Origin of the sequence: Mycolicibacterium lutetiense (genome assembly GCF_017876775.1) — a bacterium.
GTDB classification, from domain to species: Bacteria; Actinomycetota; Actinomycetes; order Mycobacteriales; family Mycobacteriaceae; genus Mycobacterium; species Mycobacterium lutetiense.
In genome coordinates this window covers 466,278-485,669 of the sequence record NZ_JAGIOP010000002.1, presented here as the reverse complement: position 1 = coordinate 485,669, position 19,392 = coordinate 466,278, and the positions used below count along the sequence as shown (strand labels likewise).

The window sequence follows — 19,392 nt, the reverse complement described above, 5'->3', positions numbered from 1 at the left end:
GGCATACGTAACGCACTACTCAATTTCGCCACGTCCTAAACCTGCAGCGGCGCTACCGTCAGGAACCGGGCGCCCTATGACGGCCGGAGAAGCCGCTATCCATACGGACGCAGGCGTCGATGTGAGGCGTTGTCGGGCATACAAATTCGAGTAGTCGACTACTCACTCATGGCGTTTGCCCCAGTCGTATGGTTTTCCCAGTCGCGCCAGATCCGGGACAGACGTTGAGGGGGACCCATTCGGTGGTCCAGTCGCTATGCGGCTTGGGGTTGGTGGGTCGTGGTCCACTGTAGGGCGAACTCGGCTGGGGTGAGTTCGCCGTGGGCGGAGTGGGGGCGGTTGGCGTTGTAGTCGATCCTCCAGTCTTCGATGATCACCCGGGCTTCCAGCAGTGAGTCGAAGCGCCAGGAATTGAGCAGCTCATCGCGCAGTCGGCCGTTGAACGACTCGATCCAGGCGTTCTGCCAAGGGGATCCGGGGTCGATGAACAGTGAGCCGGTGCCGTTGAACCGGCACCATGAATCGCCCCGGGTTTGATGCACACGTGGTTATGGGTGTGCAGCCTCTGGTTGGGCTGTGTTTGTAGCGTAGTAGATGGCCTCGTATTCGGTCGGTGGGATGCGGCCCAGGCGGTGCATGAGCCGATCGGTGTTGTACCAGTGCACCCAGTCGGCGGTGAGCATCTCGACGTCGGCCAGCCGTTGCAGCGGGCCCCGTCGGAATGGCGAGTCGTCGCGGATGGCTTCGGTTTTGTACAGCCCTATGGTCGTTTCGGCCAGGGCGTTGTCGAAGGCGTCCCCGACCGTTCCGATTGACGGGATCAGCCCCGACAGGGACAGGGTTTCTCCGAACCGCACCGAGGTGTACTGGGCGGGTTCAATCGGTCGTTGCAACACCGGGTTGTTGGAGTGAGTGTAGCTGTTGGGCAAAGACTTCGGCGGGAGTCTTCCAGCCGAGGACCTTTCGGGGTCGGTTGTTGAGCGTCAGTGCGACCGCTTCGAGGTCTTGAGCCGACCATCGAGATAAGTCGGTGCCTTTCGGAAAGTACTGACGCAGAACGCCATTGGTGTTCTCGTTGGTAGGCCGCTGCCATGGCGAGTGCGGGTCGGCGAAAAACACCTTCGTTCCGGTGTCGAAGGTGAACTGGGCGTGCGCGGCCAACTCTTTGCCGCGGTCCCATGTCAACGTCTGACGCAGCTGCTTGGGTAGCTGTGCCAGTGAGGCGATCAGGGCAGCGTTCATCGCCTCGGCGCCGTAGCCGCTGAGCGCCGGCCCGTTCTTCACCGGCGGCGCCAGACCCCACCCCTCGAGGCGGGGAAGGTGAACCAGCATCACCGAGCGGCTCTTGCGTTCCACCACGGTGGCAATCGCCGACCGGCCCGCACCGATGATCAAATCACCCTCCCAATGCCCAGGAACTGCGCGATCGGCGGCTTCGGCAGGGCGTTTGCTGATCACGACGTCCGCGGTGACATGTCCCTGCGGTTTGTTCTGTGTCCTGGCCCGCGGGACCCGCAGCGCACGACCGGTCCGCAGGCACGCGACCAATTCCCGTTTGAGCGCCCCACGCCCCTCGATGAACAAGGACTGATAGATCGCCTCATGGCTGATGCGCATGGACTCATCATCGGGGAAATCCAGCGGTAAGCGGTGGGCAATCTGTTCCGGGCTCCATGCTGTCGACCACCGTCGGTCTTGTCGGTGCGGCTTGTTGCGGCCGTTCCAGGCCTTGGTCTGCGGACCTGCGACGGCGGTGCCGTCGGGTCCGCGGACACTGCCATCGAGCCGCTGCTGCACGTACTCACGCAGCTGCGGGTTGACTGCCAGTTTCGCGGGTTTCGGGCGCTTTGCTGCTTGCTGGGCCTTCCACTGCGCCACCCCTGCGCGGTACACCTGCGTGCCGCTGCGGGTGGCTGCGTTGCGCCGCAGTTCCCGCGAAACTGTCGAGGGGTCACGCTTGATCTCGCGGGCGATCTCACGCACCCCGGCGCCCTGGGCGCGTAGCAGTGCGATCTCCTCCCGCTCGGCGAACGACAGATACCGGCCCGTGGGCTCATCCAGACTGATCGGCGTCATGCCGCCAGCGTGGTGGAACCACCTGGTCGCCACCGGTGTCGACACGCCGACCTCTGCGGCTGCGTCGTCGGTGGAGACACCCTGGGCGATCAGCCGCCAAAACTGACGCTGCACCGACCGCGACGGGTCCGGGCGCCCTGGTGAGCGCATCGCAGGCCGCAACGCACGGTCAGCCGCCCACTGCCGTCGCCTACCAACCGATTCCGCGTCCTTACGCTTGGCCACACCACACCTCCGTGATCAAGGTGTTGCGACGACCAGTTGAATCCGCCCTGCGACCCCGCATCACTATGATGAATAGTGTTGCCCAGCAACGGATTGCCCTGACTCATTCTGAGTAGCGCGGCGTGCCGGATGGCTTGGCGTACGAACCGATCCTCCTTGCTGGCCGAGCACGTCCAGCCCACGATCCGCCCCGCGTAGGCATCGATGGCGAACGCGGTGTAGACGAACACCCCAGAGGCGAGTCGCACGTAGGTGAAATCGGCGACGAGCAGCATGTTGGGGGCGGGCACCCGGAACCGGCGTTTGACCAGATCCGCAGCGCGGGCTGCGGCCGGGTCAGCGATCGTGGTGCGGACCTTTTTGCGCCGGGTCACCCCCTGCCATCCGTTGGCCCGCATGAGGCGTTCCACGGTGCAGCGGGCCACCGTGATGCCCTGGCGTTGCAGGTGAGCCCACATCTTGACCGCGCCGTACAACGACTCCGGCTTGCGGCGGCCCGCCTCGTCGGGCTCGTAGTAGCCGGCCATCACCTCGGTGATGACGGTGTCCCACAAGGCCCGCGCTGACGGGGGCCGCGACAGCCAGGCGTAGAAGGTTCTCGGAGCGATCTTGCAGCCGTGCTCAGTGAGCACGCGGCAGATCGGAGCGACCCCGAACCGAGCACGATGCTCGGCGATGAACGCACAGATCAACGGCGTCGCGGGTCGCTCTCCCGCGCGAAGAAACTTGTTGCCGCCTTGAGGATTTCGATCGTTTCCTCAAGCTCACGATTCTTACGCTTGAGTTCCCGGTTCTCGCGCGAGATGTCGGTGGATACCCCGTCGCGGACCCCGGTATCGACCTCAGTTTGGTTGATCCACCGCCGCAGCGTTTCGTAGGACACTCCCAACCGCTTGGCGACCGCGGTGATGCAGGCGGTGCGGGTGTCGTACTCCTCGAGATGGTCAGTGACCAACCGGACCGCTCGGGCCTTGAACTCCTCGTCGTATCTCTTCGGCATGATGCGAACTACCTTCCCTCGAAAGAAGGTGTGCATCAAACCCGGGGTGATTCACCAGTCGTTGACAGCGTGGGCGACGAACTCAGGTCCGTTGTCTAAGCGCACGTAGTGCGGCGCCCCATGTTGGTCGACCAGTTGGTCGAGGATGTCGACGACGCCGTCGGCGTTGATGGCGCGATCGACGTGGATCGCCAGGGCCTCGCGGGTGAACTCGTCGATGATGTTGAGCATCTTGATGGTGCGCCCGTCGGCGGTGGTGTCGAACTGAAAGTCCATCGCCCAGATCACGTTCGGACAGATCGGGCACATCGCCCCGACCACGGTCCCGATGCCGGTCAGGCGTTTCTTCTTGCGGCGCTGCGGGACTCGCAGGCCCTCCTCGCGCCACAGCCGGCGGACACGCTTGTTGTTGACGACCCAGCCCGCTCTTCGTGCTGCAATCGCCGCTCGTCGCCAGCCCCAGCGGGGCCGGTCGGTGGAGAATTTCTGCAGCCAGGCCCGCAGCTCGGCTTCCTCAGCGGTGATCGGTGCTGGTTGCAGACGCATCGTGGAGCGGTGAATGCCGACCACCGTGCAGGCTCGACGCTCAGATACCCCGAACCGCTCACGCAGCACCGTCACGGCGCTGCGTTTGCGGTTCGGGGTCAGAAGTTTCCCGACGAGATTTCCTTGAGCATGTCGATGTCGAGGGCCTGGTTGGCGACCAGCTTCTTGAGCCGGGCGTTCTCGGCTTCGAGTTCCTTGAGCCGTTTAGCCTCGTTGGCCTTCATGCCGCCGTACTGGGCAACCCAGCGATGCCAGGTCGACTCGGTGACCTCCAGGTGCCGGCACACCTCGGCCAGCTCCTGCCCGGTCCCGAGGAGCTTGTTGCCCTCGGCGAGCTTGCGGATGATCTGATCCGGCGTATGCCGCCGGCGCTTGTTCGCTGCCATGTCGTCGTCGATTCTTCCTGCCCAAAACCTGGGCAACAGAGTCGCACAACGACTGGACCACTACGAGGGGCCCACCTCAACGTGTCCGACACATCAATGCCGGCACGCGATCATGACCACCATGGAGGCTTCCAATGAGCGCATCAGGGAATCTTGGCCGCATCGTTCATCACGACCCCAAGTCGCGAGACCACGCCTTCATCAGAGCCGCGGGATTGCCGACTCGGCACGTCCGGCACGCAATGAACGCCCCGCACGTCGACCAGTACTTTCTGTCGGGCTGTGTCGGGTTCAGTGGGACGAACATGCTCAACACCGCCTACGCGATTAGCAGCCGCCGCAAGTTCAACGCCGTGGCTCCGATCGGCAAAGCAGGGACGAGTTACCTCGGAAACGACGACGGCATCCGCAACTATCATGAATCCACCTTGCGTAACCCGTACGTCGGCCAGTATCCACCCGACGACGAAGGTTCGAGCGCGATCGGGTTGATGAAATGGTGGAAAGCGGTCGGGGTGATCTCCAGTTACTCCTGGACATTCACATTCGATGATTTCCTGGGCGCCCTGTCCCGCCAACCGGTCCTGTGTGGGACCGCCTGGTACGACGACATGTCGTCCACCGGACCGGACGGCATCGTCCACAGCGCCGTATCCGGTGAATCCGGCGGGCACGAGTACCTCGCCACCGAGATCATCCCATCCAAGAAACTGCTTGGCTTTGAGCAGAGCTGGGGCCAGCACCCACCCGGGTTCGGCAACGGCAACGGCCGCTTCTATATGTCGTATGACTTGGCCGAGGAGCTGATAATCCACCAGCAGGGCGATGTCGCCGTGCCAGAGGTGCTCTAGCGGGATGTTGTTGCGGTTCGACTCTCACCTGCACATCATCGATCCGCGGGACCCGCTCATCACGAATAACCGGTACCCTGCCACCTGCGTTCACGGTGCAGGATTGTGGCTCTGCCGAAACACAATCCGTCACAGTGATGAAACTTGCCCCTAGAGGCCGGGGTTCACGGAAAGGGGATAGGCGGGACCGCGGAGGGTAATTGGATCCGGGGAATCGCAGCGGGCAACTCGATTTGGGGTACATCGGCCGGAAGTTGAGCCCGCGGGATGTCGCTCGGCAGCTGGACAGTGGGCACGGCGCTAGGCAGCGGCACCGGTGGAACATCGCTGGGAAATGGGAACGGTGGCATGTTGGCCGGAACAGGCAGCGTTGTCACTGGATCGTCCGATGCGATCGATCGGCCTGGATCGCCAGAGCATCCGGCGGCGAGAGTCGCCGCGGCCATCGGAGGCAGGAGCAGTGCAACTCGCCACCGACTCCGTCTCACCCCAACAACCATCCGTCAGCCCCTTGCGGTCACTGATGACGCTATCACCGGGCGCGCACTTGAAGATGCCGCCGACTCCCACCTCATTGGGTGGGAGCCCAAAGTTCCTGCACAGCAATCGAATATGACACACAAGGCACCAATGGACAAATCGTCACTGTGACGTATTCATCGATGCGTACCCGCTCTCAAGTAGTTGCGGATGACTATGGGCAGGTCTATCCGCAATGGTATGAGAGTCTCGGACGGAATCCGGAAGGGCCTGAGAGCGCCGGACGTTCCCTGGCGTTCCGGCAGCGACGCTCAGCTGCCGCACCAGTCGGTCGTGACGAACGCCCGCCCCGAACAGCCCTGGACCAAACGGCAATCCGCACGTCTCGTACTTGAGGAGATAGGACCGTGGTCGCAAGAGGAAGGCGGGCCGAACTAAACCTCAGCCACCGAAGAGCAACCGCAGGCTGGTTGCCGAAGACGAGCGCGTCGGTGTCTACCTCGTTGAAGTCGTCCAACGCGACTGGCCAGTGTCCAACGGTGGGGTGTCCTTTGGAGTCGAGTGAGATGATCTTGAGCAGAGCCCACCGGCCAATCATTTTGCCACCGTGTCGATTTCGGTGGTCGGCCTTGCCATGGAGGTCGTCAGTCGCCCGGGCGTACGCATGTGGCTCGGCACGGCCGAAAAGCGGCACCTGGTCAACGAGGACGTGGAGCATCGCGCGGTAGTCATCTCGATCGTGGACTCCAACAATTCGTATCACGCCGGCACACGCGACGTTTTCCAGCCGGTAGATGCTCGGCTGGGCGATTCAAGCTCGGTGTGTCAGACCAAGTCTAGATTCACCTCTGGTTAGACGTTCGCCGGTCCAGTCAGACTGCCGGACTCGACCGCAACAGCCTGCGGCAAGTCCGGCAGCCTGACAGGGAATCGACCGCAAGGGAATGCAAGGTTGGCCGACTCCTATTCCTCAATTTGGGAGGACTACTTCGAGGAATAACCCTGGAAGGGCAGGCTAAGAATAGCAGGAATTAGCTGAAAACACCAGTGCTGGAACAGTTTCCGGCCAAGAACGACGCTCGACCGACCGCCACAAGGTCGCGTGTGCCTTGTAGCGGGGAGCGAAATGTGCTGCCCTAGGCGCGCCTATTCGAGCTATTGGTCTAGGGGCCTGCGTAAGTTCCGGTAGCAATATAAGGTCTGGTTTTGTGCGGCCGTTGCGATGGTCTCAGGTCGAGTCCTGCTGGTGCTCAGGGTTGTTGGGGACTGGCTACAGGGAGGTTGATTAGTATCCGATCGATCTGTTGCGTGGTGTCTGCGCTGAACTCGATGCCCGTCACCGCCTGCATGAATTGGAGCGCAATGTCGCGGACTTTCGTGTTGGTTTCCTGCGATCGCCACACGAGAAGTTCGAAGGCTCGGTCGGCATCAATGCGGTACGACATCATGAGGATGCCTTTGGCCTGTTCGATTTCGGCGCGTGACGCCGCGATTTCGGCGACGGCTTCGGTGAGGTCCGATTGCATTGCGTCGCTGACATCGATGTAAAACCCGCTGGCGCCGAGCAGTCCTCCGTCGTCGGCTAACAGCCGGTCGCCAACAACGACGACCCAGTGTGTGCGACCGTGGGTATCGATGATTCGGTGGCGGCTGCTGAACGGTTCTCCGCGCAGAATCTTGTCGAATGCGCGGGTAACGCGTTCACGGTCGTCGGGGTGTTTGTGTTTGAGGAGTAGCTCTGTGGTCGGGGGCATGGTGCCAGGCGAGTAACCATGCATTTGGGCTACGGCGTCCGCCCACTCCCACCGTTGCTCGGAGAGGTAATAGCGAAAACTGCCGACGCGTTGAGGTTGGCCGGGGCCGATCACGCGATCGACGAGCTCGGCGTCCTCGTCGAAATGCGTCTCGGACATGCTTGCCAATCTAGTGCGCCGTGGTGGGGATGGTGGAGGAACCGTTTCGATGCCGTCAGTCCGTCCCGATACGGTTCTTGAGGGCGGCGAGTTCGTGCCGCAGAGCCTGGGGCAGTTTGTCGCCGATGTCGGCGTACCACTGTTTGATCGACTGTAGTTCGGTCGACCAGTCCAGGGGGCTGACGTTGAGTGCGGCCGCGACCTGTTTCAGCGTGTGGTCTGCACCGAGTCCGGTGAGGTCGAGGCTGCCGACGGTCGGTATGTCACCGATCGGAGTACGGACTGCGTCTGCGCTGCCGTCGATGCGCTGCAGCGCCCATTTGAGGACACGGATGTTGTCGCCGAAGCCGGGCCACAGGAATTTGCCGTTGTCGTCGCGGCGGAACCAGTTGACGTAGAAGATCTTCGGCAGCTTTGCGGGGTCTGTTTTGGTGGCGATGTCGAGCCAGTGTTGGAAGTAGTCGCCGACGTGGAATCCCAAGAACGGCAGCATTGCCATGGGGTCGCGGCGTACGAGGCCGACCGTGCCGGTGGCGGCGGCGGTGGTTTCGGAGGACAGGGTGGAGGCCAGGAATACCCCGTGCTGCCAGTTCAGGGATTGGGTGATGAGCGGCACGGTGGTGGCACGTCGTCCTCCGAAGAAGATGGCCGAGATGGGCACCCCGGCAGGGTCGTTCCATTCCGGTGCTGCGGTGGGGCATTGCGCGATCGGGGTGCAATAGCGCGAATTCGGGTGGGCGGCAGGCGTGTTCGACTGAGGTGTCCAGTCCCGGCGTTTCCAGTCGGTGAGGTGTGCGGGTGTGTCGGTCGCCATGCCTTCCCACCAGATGTCGCCGTCGTCGGTGAGAGCGACGTTGGTGAAGATGGAATTGCCGCGTTCGATGGTGGCCATGGCGTGGGGGTTGGTGTGGGAGCCGGTGCCGGGGGCCACACCGAAAAAGCCGGCCTCTGGGTTCACTGCGTAGAGCCGCCCGTCGGCGCCGAAGCGCATCCAGGCGATGTCATCGCCGATGGTCTGGGCGGTCCAGCCAGGCAGTGTCGGGGACAACATGGCCATGTTGGTCTTGCCGCATGAGGAGGGGAAGGCAGCGGCAATGTAGTGCACCTGCTGCTCGGGCGAGGTGAGTTTGAGGATGAGCATGTGCTCGGCGAGCCAGCCCTCGTCGTGGGCCATCTTCGACGCGATGCGTAGCGCATAGCATTTCTTGCCGAGCAGGGCGTTGCCGCCGTAGCCCGATCCGTAGCTCCAGATGGCGCGTTCTTCGGGGAAGTGCGAGATGTATTTGGTGTGATCGCACGGCCAGGGCACGTCGGCGTGCCCGTGCTGAAGGGGGGCGCCGACGGAGTGCAGGCAGCGGACGTAGTCAGCGCCGGCGTCAAGCTTCTCCCACACTGGTGTGCCGGAGCGGGTCATGATCTGCATGGATACTGCGACGTATTCGGAGTCGGTGATCTGCACACCGAATTTGGGTTCTGCGGCGTCGAGGGGTCCCATGCAAAATGCGATCACATACATGGTGCGTCCGGCCATCGCACCCCGATATTCCTCTGTCATCACGGTTTTCATGTCGACCGGGTCCATCCAGTTGTTGGTGGGTCCGGCGTCTTCTGACCGTTGAGAGCAGATGAAGGTGCGGTCCTCCACCCGTGCCACGTCCTCGGGGTCGGAGGTGCACCAAAATGAGTTCGGCTTGCGCGTCAACCGGACGAAAGTGCCCTTGTCGACCAGGTGGGTGGTCAGGCGTTGCCATTCGTCGTCGCTGCCGTCACACCACACCACGTGATCGGGCGTGGTGAGTGCGGCGACGGTGGCGACCCAGTCGGTGATTGCCAGGCGGGTGGTCGGCGCCTGGTCGGAACCGGTGATCGCGGTGATGGTCATGGTGGTCCTCCGTGGGTGACTGTCGACGTGGACGGGTCGGCGCTGATGGGTTGGTGAGGCTAGGCCGGGGTAGTGGCGAGTGTGCGGTGGATTCGGGAGGTGATGGCGGGCACCAGGAGCCGCTCATTGAGGTCGGGCAGCACCTGATTGGTCGGGGTGAGCAGTGTCAATGCTCGAGCGCAGGCGGTGAACAGCTCGATCGTTACGGGGCTGCGCCCCTGCCCGCACAATCCGGCCAGCAATCCGGGCACGACCAGCGCGCCGAAATCGTAGGGGTCAGCAGGCATGCGCAGGGTGCGCCCAGGTGCGGCGCGCTCGTCGCCGATTCCAGCGAGGTCGATGAGCACGTCGTTGTGGGCCATCAGCCGTCTCAGGGGATAGTCCTCGGCGTCGTAGCGGCGCCAGGTGGTCATCGCTGCAATGCCGAGCGCGGCGAGCAGCGGCCCGAGTCGCGGCGCGTTTTCCGGGCCGGTCACGACAATTTCGCCGCGACGCGACGTGACGCCTCGGTCACGGAGCACTGCGCAAGCCGCCGCGGCCACAGCGACAGTGGTCGCGTCGAGCTCGGTGATCACCGGTGGGCCGCCGGCGGCGCCGACAGCGGTCTGCACCTGCCCGGCCGTCGTGGCGTCCAGGCCGATGAGCAGCACCGCGTCCAGGCAGACCGGAAGCTGGGATAGTCGCGCGGCCACCGCGGCGGCCTCGGAACTGATCAGCGGCAGGGGCACTGCACGCATGTTGGTGCGGTCGCTGACAAGCCCGGCGTAGTCCTCCATCGCCGTCCAGCAGTCCCGCTGGGGCATGGGCGGGATCGGTGAGCGCACCGCGGCCACCCCCACTGTCGGTTTGTTACTGGCGGTCACATCGGGGGTCGGGATGCGGGTTGCTGCGTTGTTCGTCATGGAGATCACCCACCAAGAGGTTTATCGGAACTGTGTAATTAAGAAAGTTAGCAAGTAGTTGGCGTGCGTCGGCGTTGCCGCGGATGGTGGCGACTCAGCCGGCGGGCGCGCCGAGTTCGTCGTCGAGCAGTTGCGCCTGGCCGGTCAAGACACCGGTGAGGATGGCGCGAGCGACGACGAGCAGTTCGGTGACCCGCGGTGAGGCCAGTGCGTAGGTCACGGTCAATCCCTCCCGGCGCGCGGTCACCAGACCCGCGCGCCGCAGAATGGACAGTTGCTGCGACAGGTTGGCCGGTTCGATGCCAACTTCGGGCAGCATCTCGGCCACGGTGTGCTCGCGCACGCTGAGCAGCTCGAGTACCCGGATGCGAGCGGGATGGCCGAGCGTCTTGAAGAACTCGGCTTTCATCCGGTAGAGCGGTTGGTGCGCGCCTGCCACGACGGGCCTCCTAATACGGTTAATTTCTAATCTTAGCAACTTAATGAGGTTACCGGAACTGTTGAGGTGGGGTTATAGGTCGTTGCCGGCATAGGACTGGTTGAAGCTTTTGTTGGCCAGGGGGAAGTCGGGGACGATGGTGTCGGCCATGGCGGTGGGCAGCGCGGGCCAGTTAAACCAGGATGGGTCAACGATTTTGGCGCGGGTGATGGTGTTGTCGGGGCCGAGTTCGACGCGGTGCACGATGGTGCCGCGCCATCCCTCGGTGATGCCGATGCCGCTGCTTGCCCCGTGGGGAGAGGGGGCGGCGTTGTGGTGCAGGGGGCCGGTGTGGGCGTCGATGAGGTAACCGGTCAAGGCCGCTGATGCGGCGAATTCGTCGCGGCGCACCGTGTAGCGGGCCAGCACGTCGCCGGTGGTCGCGCTGATCTCGGTGATGGGCAGCGCGGTGGTGGGGTGTTCAAGGCGGGCGTCGGTGCGCAGGCCGCTGGCCCGGGCGATATATCCCAGGCAGCCGATGCCGCGGGCGTCGTCGCGGTCGAGGACGGCGGTGCCGGCGAAGCGTTCGTAGACCATGCTGGTGCCCAGGCTGAGGGCGGCGGTTTCGGCCAGGTCGGCGGCGATATCGCGCAGTTGGGCAGGGTCGGGCAGCTGCCGCAGGGTCACTGTGCCTGGTGCGATGGCCCCGCGCAGCAATCGGTGGCCGGTGACGGCGGCGTTGATGCGCAGCAGCTGTTCGCGGATGCGCTGGGCGTGGGCATTGGCGATCCCGAAGCCGACGTCGTTGGCCAGCGCACCCAGATCGGTGGCGTGGTTGTAGAGCCGTTCCAGTTCCACGACCATGGCTCGTAGCCGGTGTGCTTCGTCGGGTAGTTCGATGCCGAGCGCATCTTCGATGGCCAGGCTGTGGGCCAGGGTGTGGGCGGCCGAGGTGTCGCCGCTGATGCGTTCGGCCAGGTCGGTCGCGCCGGTGGCGGGGCGGCTCTCGAAGAGTTTCTCGATGCCGCGGTGCACAAACCACAGCCGGGCTTTGAGCCGCAGCACCGTCTCGCCGACTACCGAGAACCGGAAGTGGCCGGGTTCGATCAGCCCTGCATGGATGGGGCCGACCGGGATCTCATAGACGCCGCTGCCTTCGACGGTGACGAACGGGAAGCCTGCGGCGCGCCCGAAGTGCGGTGCGGATGTGGCGTTCGCCCGCATGGGGTGCCAGTCGTCGGGCCAGTGCGCGTGGCGCACGAGGCGGCGCGGCCGGGGATGGCCCAGTGGCCGGATGCCGTACAAGTCGGCCATTTCGCGTTCGAACCGGCTAGCCGGGAACGACAGGTAGGCCAGCGAGGGCAGTACCGGATCCGCGGCGGGTACTACGTATTCCAGCTCGACGCGCCGGTCGGGCCAGCCTGCCAGGAACAGGTAGACGATGCGCAGGGTGTCGCGGTCGTCGTGTGCGGCGACCAGCGCCAGCCGGAATCCGGCGGTCAATAGTTCTTCGGTCCGCTCGGCCAGCGCGTCGCCGCTGACCCTTTCGCGCATCCAGTCCGGTGTCATCGTAGGGCTCCCAGATAGGTGGCGGCGGTGGTGAACAGGTCGGTGAGCGGGCCGGCGGTCACGCCCAGTGCCACACAGCCGCCGACACCGACCAGCAGTGCTGCGGTCACCGAGGCCGGCGCGGTGATTGGCGGTGAGTCAGGGTCGGGTAGCCCCAGCATCATCTGGCCGGTGTTGCGGGCCAGGGCGGTGAAGGCGATCGCGATCGCGATCATCGCCGCACCGAGAACCCAGGCCAGCCGGGCATCGGCCAGTGCGCGGGCGATGGCCAGTTCGCTGGCGAACATCGCAAACGGCGGCAGCCCGAGCAGCACGATCGTGCCGACCACAAAGGACACCCCGATCAGCCGCGATCGTCGCACGACCGCGGTGATGTCGGCGATCGCGGTGCCGTCGTGGGCGGCCTGCAGTTGGCCGGCGGACAGAAACAGTACGGTCTTGCCGAGACCGTGGGCCAACACGTGCAACAGCAGCGCCGCGATCGCCAGACCGGTGCCGGCGGCGGCCGCGATGGCGATCAGCCCCATGTTTTCCATCGACGAATAGGCCAGCATCCGTTTGAGGTCACCGGTCACCGTCAGCATCAGCGCTGCGATGAGCAGGGTGGCCAGGCCCACCAGCAGCAGGCCTTTACGCAGATAGCCCGGACCTACGCTGAGGTCGATGACGGGTTTGAGCCGGATCAGGACCGAGAATGCCACCGACAGCAGCACCCCGCTCATCAGGGCGCTGACTGGTGCCGGGGCCTGACTATGGGCGTCGGCCAACCAGGTGTGAAAGGGGAACAGTCCGGCCTTGGCGCCGTAGCCGATGAGCAGCAGCCCGCCAGCCAGCCGGGTCACGTCCGGATCCAGTGTGGCGGCGTAGGCGCCCAGCACGTCGAGGTTGAGTGCGTGCGCCGCGGGCGCCCCGGCGTGTTGGGCCGCGTAGTAGAGCAGCACCGTGCCCAAAAATGCCACCGCGATCCCTACCGAGCACAAAATGACGTATTTCCAGGTGGCTTCCAACGCGGTGCGGGTGCGCCGATGCCCAACCAGGAACGCAGTGATGATGGTGGTGGCTTCGATGGCCACCCAGATGATGCCGATGTTGTTGGCGCACACCGCAGTCACCATCGCGGCCAGAAATGCCGGAGTGAGCACCCCGTACAGCCGCGCCCCGGCGGCGTCGGTGTGACCGTGGTCGAGTTCGGTGTCGATGTAGCCGATGCTGGCGGCGGTGGCCAAGGTGCCCACGATGCCGATGACGATCAGCATGGTGGCCGTCAGCGCGTCGGCGCGCAGCAGCCCGCTGACTGCCAGATGCGCACCCGTGCCGACGCGGCAGCCCAATACCGCCCCGCAGGTCAACACTGTGGCCGCGGCGGCCACGGTGAGCGCCGCGGTGGCGCGGTGCCACCCCACCACCACGGCGATCAGGGAGGCGGCAGCGGGTGCAAGGATGGCGGCCAGGAGCAGAACAGTCATCAGTCGCGCAGCTCCTGTAGTTGGTCGAGATCGGCGCCGCCGAACGCGCGGCGCAACTGACCTGTCAGGACCCCGATGACGATGACGGCGAACAGCACGTCCAGCGAGGCTCCGAGTTCGACGATCAACGGCACACTGAGGGTCAGCAGGAACGCTGTGGCGGCAATTCCGTTGTCCAGCATCAGAAAGCCGGCTGCCTGAGATACGGCGTGGCGGCGGGTAGCCATCACGAACAGTGCGATGAACACCACGGCGAACGCGGCCGGTGCGGCCTGGGTCATGGGTGTGGGGTCGAGCGTGACGACCGGACGTGTAAGGGAGAATGCGGCCACACTGAGTCCGGCGGCAATCAGCAGGGAGCTGGAGGTGTTGACCAGCGGGGTGGCCTCACGCTGTCCGGGATTTTCGGCGGCCAGCGTACGGGCCAGCAGCCACGGCAGACCGATTGCGCGCAGCCCCGCCACCACCACCGCGACGGCAAGCAGCACCGGATCGCCGTGGTGGATGGCCGCCACCGCCGCGATGGTGGCCAGCGCCGCCCCTTGTGCGGCCAGTAGCCCGACGATGGCGCGCAGGTCGCGACGCCACACGATCAGCACCGCCGTCAACATCAACGCGCCGGCGGCCAGATCGATCAGGGTCATAAACATCGCGTCAGTCATGGATGTGGCCCCTTACACGGTGAAGAAATTGGCCGACGTGACCGCCAGCAGGGCCAACAGAAACGACCCGGCCAACAGTTCGGGCACCCGAAACAGCCGTAACTTGGCGATAAACACCTCCATCGTGGCCAGCGTCACCGCCAGCACCACCACCTTGGCCGCAATGGCCCCGATTCCGAGCAGCAACTCCACCGCGGTGGGGTTTGCCTCGGCGATGCCCCACGGCACAAACAGATTCGCCACCAGGGCCAGCAGCACCGTCAACCGCATCGCCGAGGCCCATTCGATCAACGCCAGCCGTGGCCCGGAGTATTCGAGCACCATCGCCTCGTGCACCATGGTCAGCTCCAAATGGGTCGCCGGGTTGTCCACCGGCAACCGGCCGGTCTCGGCGAGAATCACCACCGCCAATGCCACGAACGCCAGCAGACCGGTCAGCGACGCGACCTGACCAGGGTGCTGCAGTGTATTGGCCACCAGCGCACCTAGATTCGCCGACCCTGCAGGAATCGACAGGGCGAACACTGCGAGCAGAATGGTTGGTTCAACCAGCGCTGCGATGGTGATCTCGCGGCTGGCGCCCATCCCGCCGAACGCGGTGCCGGTATCGATACCGGCGAGACTCAATGCGACCGTGCCGACAAACAATAGGCCGACCACGGCGAACAGATCCGCAGCCGGGTCCAGCGGGGATCCGGTGGCTACGATCGGAATGACCGCAGCGATAAGCAGCGTTGTGCCGGCCAGGACGGCCGGTGCGGCGGCGAACACGACGGTGGTGCCTTGCGGTGTGATCTGTTGCTTGCCAAGTTGTTTGCGTAGATCGCGCCACGGCTGTCCGACACCTGCACCGGCACGGCCCTCCCACGCGGCGCGGACCTGACGCATCACCCCGACCAGTAGGGGAGCGCCCGCCATGACGGTCACCAATTGCGCGGCGCCGGCGACGAAGGCCATCGCTGTCATCGCGCCACCACCACAACGACCAGTACGCCGAGAGCGCCCAAAGCAAGGTAGAGGTGCACGCTGCCGGTATGCGCACGGCGCACCACCTCGGCCAGTGCCCGCACCACTGCGATCACCGGAGTGTAGAGCCGGGTTTCGATGGCGTCGGTGATCCGCGCCCGATACGTGACGGCCTCGACCATGTAGCGCGATTCGGTGGCATGGGTGACTTCGACGTCAGTATCGGGGCGCAGCACATTGTCGAAGACGCGCTGCAGCGGCTCGGCGAACGAGGTTGCCGTGTACTGCATTCGGGCGGTGAGCGCCTCGGCGCCGCACGCCCACAGCGGCAGCACCGCCGGGGCTGGGCGTCGCTGTGAGCGCCATCCTGACACTCCGACCGCGGAGGCCACCGCAATCACCAACGCCGCGGCGATCATCCCGGGCGCGACCGAGCTGCCCAGGCCGGGCAACCGCACCACCGCGCCGAAATCGGTGAATCCCACGGCCGCGGCGGCCGGCAGCTCATCGAGAACCCGCGCCAGTACCGGTGCGGTCACGAACGGGGCGAAAGCCAGCACCAGGCATGCCGCGGCGGCGACGGTCATCCCCACCAGCATGCTGGGCGGCGCTTCTCGCGCGGCCCGCGCACCCGGTGATCGCGGCCGCGCCAGAAACCCGATGCCGAATGCCTTGACCATGGCGGCCACACCCAGCCCGGTGGTGAGTGCCACCGCGCCCACGGCCAGAGGCCCCGCCAACGCCAGCAGTGTGTCGTGCCCGGACCCGGCATGTATCAACGACTGGATGAGCAGCCACTCACTGACAAACCCCGCGCCCAGCGGCAACCCGGCCGCACCGAGGGCGGCCAGCCCGAACAACAGTGTGGTGCCCGGCATCACTCGGGCCAGTCCGCCGAGGCGGTCCAGATCACGCAGCCCGGTGGCGGCGAGCACTGACCCGGCTCCCATAAATGCCAGGGCCTTGAACGCCGAGTGCGCGGTGAGATGCAGTAGTGCTGCGGCCATTGCCACCGTCGCCGGCTCCTGTGCCCCGGCGGCGGCGAATAAGGTCGCGCTGCCCAGTGCGACCGCGATCAACCCCATGTTCTCGGTGGTTGAGAAGGCCAGCAGCCGTTTGAGATCGGTGGCCACGGTGGCCTGCAGCACTCCATAGACCGCCGAGCAGGCGCCGAGCACCAGTAGCACCACACCCCACCACCGTGGGCCGGGGCCCAGCAGCTGAAGATCGAACCGCACGATGCCGTATATGCCGAGGTTGACCATCGCCGCGCTCATCAGGGCCGACACCGGGCTGGGGGCCTCCGGGTGTGCGCGGGCGAGCCAGGCATGCAGCGGCAGCAGACCGGACTTGGATCCGAACCCGACCACCGTCAACACAAATACCGCCGACCGGACACCTTCGGGAGCCTGCGACAACATGGCGAACCGGTCACCGCCGGCGGCAGCCGACAACACCAACAACCCGACCAGGATGGCGCCGAACCCCAGCTGCGTCATTGCCGCATACATCAGGGCAGCAGACCGGACCTGGGGTCGGGTGTGTTCGGCGAGTACCAACACCAGCGAGGTCGCCGCCATCAGTTCCCACGCGAACAGGAACGTGGTCACCGACCCCGCTGCGGGTACCAGCAGCATCGCGGCCGCAAACACGGGCAGTGCGGCCATGGTGACCGCGCCCAGCCGTTCGCGGCGGGCATAGCCGATTGCATATACCCCCACGGGGATGGTCACGGCGCCCACCAGGGCGATGAAGAATCCCGCGAGCCGGTCCAGCTCTAGATAGACCCCCGATAGTGGCAGCAGCCAGCCGACATGAACTGACGGCACCGCTGTGAATATTGCCGCCCCGCCAGCGATGACCCCGACCACACCCAGACACGAGGTGGCAATCCCGCCTACCGCCGCACCGGCCGCAGACCGTCGTTGCCTGTCGGGCGGGTCGATGATGGCCGCCGGGGGTGCGGCGTTCACGTGCCGGTCACCGAGCGCAGCGCCGCGATGATGTCGCTCGGTGTGGGCGGGCACCCCGGAATCCCGATGTCGACCGGCACCACCTCGTTCACCGCGCCGCGCACACCGTAAGCCTCGGCGAACACGCCGCGATTCAATGCGCAGTCACCACAAGCGATCACGACCCGCGGCTGGGGGGTCGCGGCCACGGTGTTGAGCAACGGCTCTTCCATGTTGCGTGTCACCACTCCCGTCACCAGCAGTGCATCGGCGTGCCGCGGTGAGGCCACCAGCCGCGCCCCGAACCGTTCGGCGTCATACACCGGCCCGAATGCACCGGAGATCTCCACCTCACAGCCGTTACACGATCCCGCGTCGATGTGGCGAATCTGCAACGACCCGGCTACCCCGGCTGGTGATTCGATCACCGCTCCCGGTGCGCCACCCGCGGGCTCCACCACCCGGCCCGTGCGCACCGCCTTGCGAATCCATCCCCACACTTGGCCTACCTCCGCGTACTCAACACGCCGCCCTGCCAGCTCCGGCAGCGCTCGCGTCGGTCAAACACGTTGTCTCCCAACCAGTCCTGCGAGCGGTAACGGGATGGATCGCGCCACGCGTCTGTCACGCACTCCATCTTCCCGGGGCGGACGTGACGTCCGTCCGTGCAGGACCCAACAAGACTGGAGATACGCACTTGCTAATATTAGCAAGTTCCAAGTTCCAAGTTCCAGGTGGTGCGGGGTGTTCCTCTGGTGTCGACCTGCGACGACGAACAGCTGATGGTCGAACAGGAAGGCAGGGCGTCATGGGTGATCCGGTGATCGTGGAAGCGGTGCGCAGTCCGATCGGTAAGCGGGGCGGATGGCTGTCGGGTCTGCACGCGGCCGAACTGCTGGGGTCGGTCCAATCCGGATTGGTCGACCGGGCCGGTATCGATCCGATGCTGGTCGAGCAGGTCGTGGGGGGGTGCGTCACCCAGGCGGGCGCCCAATCGAATAACGTCACCCGCACGGCGTGGCTGCATGCGGGTCTGCCGTGGCAGGTGGGGGCGACGACCATTGATTGCCAATGTGGCTCAGCTCAGCAGGCCAATCATCTCATCGCGGCGCTCATCGCCGCCGGATCCCTCGACATCGGCATGGCGTGCGGTGTCGAGGCGATGAGCCAGGTTCCGCTGGGCGCCAACGTGGGCACCGAGGCGGGGGCGCGCCGACCGGCGTCGTGGACGGTGGATCTGCCCAATCAGTTCGACGCCGCCGAACGTATCGCGGCGCGTCGCGGCCTTTCTCGCGCCGATATCGAAGTGCTCGGTGTCCGGTCGCAGACACTGGCCAAGCAGGCCTGGGACGAGGGACGGTTTCACCGTGAGGTGCTGCCCATTTCGGTGCCCGTGGTCGACGAGCAGGGCGATGTGACCGGCCAAACGAAGGTGGTCAGCCGCGATCAGGGCCTGCGCGACACCACTGCAGAGACTTTGGCCACGTTGGCGCCCATCGTCGAGGGCGGCATCCACACCGCTGCGACGGCTTCCCAGATCTCCGACGGTGCTGCAGCTGTGCTGATCGCCGATGCCGACCGGGCACGCGCACTGGGCCTGTATCCGCGCGCCCGAATCGTCTCGCAGGTACTCGTGGGTGCCGAACCTGAATTTCATCTCGACGGGCCTGTTCAAGCGACTACGAAAGTCCTGGAGAAGGCCGGTATGAAAATCGGCGACCTCGACTTGTTCGAAATCAACGAGGCCTTCGCCTCGGTTGTCCTGTCGTGGGCCCAGGTCCATCAACCCGACATGGACAAGGTCAACGTCAACGGCGGGGGCCTCGCGCTGGGGCATCCGGTGGGCAGCACCGGTTCCCGGCTCATCGCTACCGCACTTCACGAACTGGAACGCCGCGACAGCGCGACTGCGCTGATCACCATGTGCGCCGGAGGTGCCCTGGCCACCGCCACCATCATCGAGCGCGTATAACCAATGACGACCTCCCCCAACTGGACTGAGGGCTACCGATCATCCCCATGTCACGTCCTGCTCGGACGAGGAGGGCGATGATCGCACGGACCGCGGCGGCCCCGATGAGGTGGTCAATCCGTCAGG

General features: G+C 65.2%; 14 protein-coding genes and 4 pseudogenes. 3 read left to right on the top strand and 15 right to left on the bottom strand.

Annotated elements, in window-relative coordinates; all coding sequences use genetic code 11:
- Positions 1-254: 254 nt before the first annotated feature.
- The 5 genes and pseudogenes from JOF57_RS11570 to JOF57_RS11545 all read right to left on the bottom strand — a co-directional run.
- A pseudogene (locus JOF57_RS11570) lies at positions 255-524 on the bottom strand (integrase core domain-containing protein); the annotation flags it as partial.
- A 24-nt stretch (positions 525-548) separates the two neighbouring features.
- Positions 549-872 (bottom strand): annotated as a pseudogene (locus JOF57_RS11565) (integrase core domain-containing protein); the annotation flags it as partial.
- 4 nt (positions 873-876) lie between these two features.
- Positions 877-2,226: an IS30 family transposase gene (locus tag JOF57_RS11560; RefSeq protein WP_234713714.1), complete on the bottom strand. Its 1,350-nt coding sequence runs from the start codon at positions 2,224-2,226 to the stop codon at positions 877-879.
- Positions 2,227-2,348: 122 nt separating this feature from the next.
- Positions 2,349-3,301, bottom strand: a pseudogene (locus JOF57_RS30915) (IS3 family transposase); the annotation flags it as partial.
- Between the two features lie 54 nt (positions 3,302-3,355).
- A pseudogene (locus JOF57_RS11545) lies at positions 3,356-4,233 on the bottom strand (IS3 family transposase); the annotation flags it as partial.
- A gap of 134 nt (positions 4,234-4,367) precedes the next feature.
- On the opposite strand from JOF57_RS11545, the gene JOF57_RS11540 reads away from it, so the two are divergent.
- Both JOF57_RS11540 and JOF57_RS11535 read left to right on the top strand, forming a co-directional pair.
- Positions 4,368-5,084 (top strand): hypothetical protein, encoded by a 717-nt coding sequence (locus tag JOF57_RS11540; protein ID WP_209916556.1) that lies wholly within the window; start codon positions 4,368-4,370, stop codon positions 5,082-5,084.
- A gap of 1,087 nt (positions 5,085-6,171) precedes the next feature.
- The gene (locus JOF57_RS11535) at positions 6,172-6,420 is read left to right on the top strand and encodes a hypothetical protein (RefSeq protein WP_209916554.1); all 249 of its coding nucleotides are present in this window, start codon (positions 6,172-6,174) and stop codon (positions 6,418-6,420) included.
- 394 nt (positions 6,421-6,814) lie between these two features.
- Here JOF57_RS11535 and JOF57_RS11530 read toward each other — a convergent pair whose 3' ends face one another.
- The 10 genes from JOF57_RS11530 to JOF57_RS11485 form a co-directional block, all read right to left on the bottom strand.
- Positions 6,815-7,432, bottom strand: a complete 618-nt coding sequence (locus JOF57_RS11530) for a PAS and ANTAR domain-containing protein (protein WP_307870004.1) — start codon at positions 7,430-7,432, stop codon at positions 6,815-6,817.
- Between the two features lie 100 nt (positions 7,433-7,532).
- Positions 7,533-9,359 carry a phosphoenolpyruvate carboxykinase (GTP) gene (locus JOF57_RS11525; RefSeq protein WP_209916550.1) on the bottom strand — a complete coding sequence of 609 codons (1,827 nt, stop codon included), beginning with the start codon at positions 9,357-9,359 and terminating at the stop codon, positions 7,533-7,535.
- 59 nt (positions 9,360-9,418) lie between these two features.
- Positions 9,419-10,261, bottom strand: a complete 843-nt coding sequence (locus tag JOF57_RS11520) for a hypothetical protein (protein ID WP_209916548.1) — start codon at positions 10,259-10,261, stop codon at positions 9,419-9,421.
- Positions 10,262-10,355: 94 nt separating this feature from the next.
- Positions 10,356-10,670 (bottom strand): ArsR/SmtB family transcription factor, encoded by a 315-nt coding sequence (locus JOF57_RS11515; RefSeq protein ID WP_205868021.1) that lies wholly within the window; start codon positions 10,668-10,670, stop codon positions 10,356-10,358.
- Between the two features lie 102 nt (positions 10,671-10,772).
- A complete protein-coding gene (locus JOF57_RS11510) occupies positions 10,773-12,248 on the bottom strand; it encodes a hydrogenase large subunit (protein WP_209916546.1) in 1,476 nt (491 codons plus the stop codon).
- Positions 12,245-13,714, bottom strand: a complete 1,470-nt coding sequence (locus JOF57_RS11505; RefSeq protein WP_209916544.1) for a proton-conducting transporter transmembrane domain-containing protein — start codon at positions 13,712-13,714, stop codon at positions 12,245-12,247. The genes JOF57_RS11510 and JOF57_RS11505 overlap by 4 nt, the downstream gene beginning before the upstream one ends.
- A complete protein-coding gene (locus tag JOF57_RS11500; RefSeq protein WP_209916542.1) occupies positions 13,714-14,376 on the bottom strand; it encodes a hypothetical protein in 663 nt (220 codons plus the stop codon). The genes JOF57_RS11505 and JOF57_RS11500 overlap by 1 nt, the downstream gene beginning before the upstream one ends.
- A gap of 12 nt (positions 14,377-14,388) precedes the next feature.
- Complete coding sequence (locus JOF57_RS11495) at positions 14,389-15,333, bottom strand: respiratory chain complex I subunit 1 family protein (RefSeq protein WP_209923269.1); 945 nt, start codon at positions 15,331-15,333, stop codon at positions 14,389-14,391.
- 5 nt (positions 15,334-15,338) lie between these two features.
- Positions 15,339-17,288 carry a proton-conducting transporter transmembrane domain-containing protein gene (locus JOF57_RS11490; protein WP_209923267.1) on the bottom strand — a complete coding sequence of 650 codons (1,950 nt, stop codon included), beginning with the start codon at positions 17,286-17,288 and terminating at the stop codon, positions 15,339-15,341.
- Between the two features lie 23 nt (positions 17,289-17,311).
- A complete protein-coding gene (locus tag JOF57_RS11485) occupies positions 17,312-17,782 on the bottom strand; it encodes an NADH-quinone oxidoreductase subunit B family protein (protein ID WP_407666629.1) in 471 nt (156 codons plus the stop codon).
- Between the two features lie 320 nt (positions 17,783-18,102).
- Here JOF57_RS11485 and JOF57_RS11480 point away from each other — a divergent pair, with 320 nt between their 5' ends.
- Positions 18,103-19,266 (top strand): steroid 3-ketoacyl-CoA thiolase, encoded by a 1,164-nt coding sequence (locus JOF57_RS11480; RefSeq protein ID WP_209916539.1) that lies wholly within the window; start codon positions 18,103-18,105, stop codon positions 19,264-19,266.
- Positions 19,267-19,392 lie beyond the last annotated feature (126 nt).

Bases quoted from the DNA above. Each gene is read 5' to 3' on its own strand.
- JOF57_RS11560 (WP_234713714.1), bottom strand. From the start codon at position 2,226: ATGCGCTCACCAGGGCGCCCGGACCCGTCGCGGTCGGTGCAGCGTCAG.
- JOF57_RS11540 (WP_209916556.1), top strand. From the start codon at position 4,368: ATGAGCGCATCAGGGAATCTTGGCCGCATCGTTCATCACGACCCCAAG.
- JOF57_RS11525 (WP_209916550.1), bottom strand. From the start codon at position 9,359: ATGACCATCACCGCGATCACCGGTTCCGACCAGGCGCCGACCACCCGC.
- JOF57_RS11520 (WP_209916548.1), bottom strand. From the start codon at position 10,261: ATGACGAACAACGCAGCAACCCGCATCCCGACCCCCGATGTGACCGCC.
- JOF57_RS11515 (WP_205868021.1), bottom strand. From the start codon at position 10,670: ATGAAAGCCGAGTTCTTCAAGACGCTCGGCCATCCCGCTCGCATCCGG.
- JOF57_RS11510 (WP_209916546.1), bottom strand. From the start codon at position 12,248: ATGACACCGGACTGGATGCGCGAAAGGGTCAGCGGCGACGCGCTGGCC.
- JOF57_RS11505 (WP_209916544.1), bottom strand. From the start codon at position 13,714: ATGACTGTTCTGCTCCTGGCCGCCATCCTTGCACCCGCTGCCGCCTCC.
- JOF57_RS11500 (WP_209916542.1), bottom strand. From the start codon at position 14,376: ATGACTGACGCGATGTTTATGACCCTGATCGATCTGGCCGCCGGCGCG.
- JOF57_RS11495 (WP_209923269.1), bottom strand. From the start codon at position 15,333: ATGGCCTTCGTCGCCGGCGCCGCGCAATTGGTGACCGTCATGGCGGGC.
- JOF57_RS11480 (WP_209916539.1), top strand. From the start codon at position 18,103: ATGGGTGATCCGGTGATCGTGGAAGCGGTGCGCAGTCCGATCGGTAAG.